The sequence below is a fragment of the Gluconobacter potus genome, from assembly GCF_015244705.1.
Classification (GTDB): domain Bacteria; phylum Pseudomonadota; class Alphaproteobacteria; order Acetobacterales; family Acetobacteraceae; genus Gluconobacter; species Gluconobacter potus.
Genome location: NZ_JABCQF010000045.1, coordinates 1 through 2,361, shown reverse-complemented (window position 1 = coordinate 2,361; position 2,361 = coordinate 1). Strand labels below are relative to the sequence as shown.

The 2,361-nt window shown below is 52.6% G+C and carries 4 protein-coding genes; all 4 read right to left on the bottom strand.

Translation table 11 applies throughout. From position 1 onward, the window contains the following. Positions 1-391 (bottom strand): MobV family relaxase (gene mobV / locus HKD31_RS15840; protein ID WP_194266176.1); only part of this gene is annotated, 391 nt, incomplete at its 3' end. A 122-nt stretch (positions 392-513) separates the two neighbouring features. Further along, positions 514-744: a hypothetical protein gene (locus HKD31_RS15835; RefSeq protein WP_194265710.1), complete on the bottom strand. Its 231-nt coding sequence runs from the start codon at positions 742-744 to the stop codon at positions 514-516. Positions 745-783: 39 nt separating this feature from the next. Then, entirely contained in the window at positions 784-1,359 is a 576-nt protein-coding gene (locus HKD31_RS15830; RefSeq protein ID WP_194265709.1) for a hypothetical protein, read from the bottom strand. Positions 1,360-1,651: 292 nt separating this feature from the next. After that, a partial coding sequence (locus tag HKD31_RS15825) for a plasmid recombination protein (protein ID WP_194266175.1) occupies positions 1,652-2,361 on the bottom strand: 710 nt, incomplete at its 5' end.

Sequence of the window (2,361 nt, the reverse complement as noted above, 5' to 3'; positions counted from 1 at the left end):
GCACCACGTAGGCCGACAGGTGCGGCGTTTTTTCGTCCCGGTGAATGATGGCAGCGATCACGTTGTCCTTGCCGTGCCGCTCCTGAATCCAGCGCAACGCCTCGTTCAGATACGCCTCCTGGTCAGCGTTCCGGTTCTCGAACGCGCCAGGGGAGGACGTGACCAGGTATTCGATGCACTGGACGGCGTTCTTGCGGATCTTCTCAGGGAGCGCCTTCTCGAACGCGACCATGCCCTGTTTGACGTTCTGCGGCCCGATCAGGTCATTGTCTGGCGTTCTCGTGGCGTCAGCGTTTGGCGTCTCCTGCTCTCGGTAGGCGTGCTTCATGGACGCCCTGACGGACTTGGGCGATTTGAGTTTCTGAACCCGAAGAATGGCGAATTTTGACATGCTGTTTCAGCCCCCTTTTTTCAAAAGGTGGACTTACTATACAATTTGCAAGCAAATTGTCGTAAGCGGGGCGAGGGCAAGCCCCCATCCCTCGACCCTTCCCCTTCAAATGTCGGGGGTGATTATTCGGCATAATCTTGGAAAAATTCATCCCACGTTTTCCCGTTTAATATTTCTTCGTCATTTTCAGATTTAACAGATATTATTTTTGCTCTTATTGGTTTCCAATGATATAAATATTCAATTAATTTTTCTTTTTTTGATACGTCTCTATTAAAAGTAATTCTAGTCATTTCTCTTATTGTTGTTTCTTCATCAAGAATTTCTTCATATTCCACAAAAACAGTTGTCATTTATTTAATCCTTTGATTATTATTCGAAAGTATTCCAACTTAGTTGGAAGATTTTCCGCCCTGTAAAACTTCAAGTTTTGCACCCGGTTTGGGAATGAGCGCTAATTCCTCTTGCGTGGCACGGCTGCCAACCTCGGCCACATGCCGGTTCATGTAGTAGCGGACGAGACCCGGCCCACGCATACCGGCCACCTTTTCACGCTCTGAGAATATCGCGCCGAACTTCACCAGTTCATTCATGATGGCTGTAACTTCGTTGACCCTGATTCCGACTTTTTCAGCGATTTCTTCGCGGGTCAGCATGATCTGGCCGGTATGTGGGAACAGGTGATCGAACAGGAGCGTCCAGACGTCCACGGCCTTCATAGGGCGCTTACTGTTTTTCATCAGCCACAGGGTGACAGCACGGTTCTGTGCGGGACGGATCATGACAAACGGCTCCGTTGTTCCGGGGGCTGGGGTAGTAATGCGTTGAACGGTGACCATGACCCGGCCAAGGGCATCGTGGTCAAAATCGGGATTGTCAAAAAATGGCAGAAGGGCTTGGCGAACCTGTTCGGCCTGATCTTCACGAAGCCGATCTTTTTGGGTCTTGAGACGGGTCACGTTCCGCATGTGGGAAACCTCTGTATGAGTGCCGAATAGGTCGCACACTGTGCGACTTTATGGTCGCACGTGGTGCGACCTAATGGCAAGCTATTTTCGGCAGTTTTCCACCGAAAAACGACGATCGGACAAACCCTAGATATAAATAAGATAAAATCTCTCTCTATGGTCTCTCTCTTTTTTCGGTGGAAAACTGCGGTTTTGACGCCAAGAAGGGGGGCGATTATGCACGGCTTAACATGTGACATCGGAGAACCGGGCAATAGGGTATTTGCTCAGGAAGAGGGAGCGAATGGGACGGTCAGCGGCCCCGCCCTCGGCTATTCTCCCGTGAGCGATTCCGGCCAATTTCTCTGGCTCGTTCCCGTTGAGCCTCAACCGCCTGATCTTGGAGTTTCTGGCGTAGCTGCTGGGCCAGTTTCACGCAGCCCTCGATAACCTTCTCCCGGTATTGGGTCGGAATATCCCTCAGAGCCTTCACAAGAGGCTCCAGACGGCTCTGAAGCTGTTTCAGGCTCTCTCTGTCTTCCTTGGCCCGTTTGGTCGCTGTACGGGCAACTGTGGCGCTCTGAACGGCAGGTTCATAATGCTGCTGAACGGTCTGACTTATGCGTTTTGCCACCTGCTCAGGGTCTTCCACAACACGGGTGAAAATCCCTTTCTTGAGCACCTGCGGTTCTAGGTCGGCAGGGGTCAGGCTTTTGTGCTCTGGTGCGTCCCGCTCCAAGGCTCCGTAGTAGGTTTTCAGCTTGGTATGGGTGGCCTTGCTTCCCTCGATGCCGCGTTCTAGTCCGACAGGGCGCCCCACAACTCGCGCAAAGTCGGTCTGCATCTCGTTCAGGGCCTTGGCACCACCTAGGAACCGGCGGCAATTCAGGCGGCCTGTATCGGGGTCTTTTGGCACCACGTAGGCCGACAGGTGCGGCGTTTTTTCGTCCCGGTGAATGATGGCAGCGATCACGTTGTCCTTGCCGTGCCGCTCCTGAATCCAGCGCAACGCCTCGTTCAGAT

Coding starts and splice junctions, on each gene's coding strand:
- HKD31_RS15835 (WP_194265710.1), bottom strand. CDS start 744: ATGACAACTGTTTTTGTGGAATATGAAGAAATTCTTGATGAAGAAACA.
- HKD31_RS15830 (WP_194265709.1), bottom strand. CDS start 1,359: ATGCGGAACGTGACCCGTCTCAAGACCCAAAAAGATCGGCTTCGTGAA.